Annotated in this window: 1 protein-coding gene; it reads left to right on the top strand. The window is 41.4% G+C overall.

Features of this window, described 5'->3' with window-relative positions:
• Positions 1 to 1,052, top strand: a 1,052-nt coding sequence (locus DBR18_RS28285; RefSeq protein ID WP_158275060.1) for a hypothetical protein, incomplete at both ends; no start/stop codon positions are given.

Genomic DNA, 1,052 nt, shown 5'->3' with positions numbered 1-1,052 from the left:
CGGGAGTTTGATGGCGTAATCCCCGAAACAGGGCAGTTCAACACGTTCATTAATATAGCGAACCTCATAGGCAATGGCGGAATGGGGCCGGCAATGAACATTAACCTGTACCACACCACTGGCTATAACAGCGGATTGTTTAGAAACTGGGGATTAAAGCTAAATCACGCAGTTTATGTTCAGCGCAAACCAAACGAGTTATATGACACTTTTGATGACGCTTTTGGCCGCGCCGGTTACGGAGCGCTTTATTTAACTACAGGAGAGTCTTGGGAATACGAATACGACAAACCATTATCTACTCCAAACCTAATCACCAGCTTTGTTAATGGTCAACTCGTTATCTCACACAAAAGTGGAAACATCGAGTACCTTACACCTTTTACGGTACTCTCAGATTTCACCGCCATAGTCAGGTACTACTTACCGACAAAGATAATATCGGCTGCGGGCCGAACCCTGACTCTCACTTGGTCAATCCATGATGAAAACGAAACAGACGCATGGATAAAAGTCCTTAACACTCCAGACCTGACATCAATATCAGATGACACACAAACATTGGTTAAGATTGACTATACCCGATCCAAGACTCAAACCATCGTGACATTTCATGTGTGGCCAGACACCGAAAAATATTACTATTACACCTTTGAAACCGATGGCTTAGGATTAACGAAAGCATCACTTAGCAACCCTGCATGCACAAGGGTCTTTGAAAACATCGATATCGGGAAAACTGGGGAAATTGTACGATCACCCACTAAAATTACCAATAGTTCCGGGCAAACAACCACTATAAAATACAATGCACAGAAGAAAGTTTCCAACCTGACGACAACAGACAACCACAGCTCATCAAAAATATCTCTAGACTACCAATACCATACTCAAGCCAACATTCAGACCACAACAATAAATAGCTCGTCCGGTGAAATCAAATCGTTATTTTTTGATAAAAACAACGTACAAATCAAAGAAACAATCAAAAATGGTAATAGTGTCAAAACTGTAGAGATGTTCAAAACCCTGATTAAAGGCAACACAGAATT

This window comes from Pseudomonas sp. HMWF021, assembly GCF_003061005.1.
Lineage (GTDB): Bacteria > Pseudomonadota > Gammaproteobacteria > Pseudomonadales > Pseudomonadaceae > Aquipseudomonas.
Note: the sequence above shows the minus strand (reverse complement) of the source record. Positions and strands in the feature narration are given on the sequence as shown.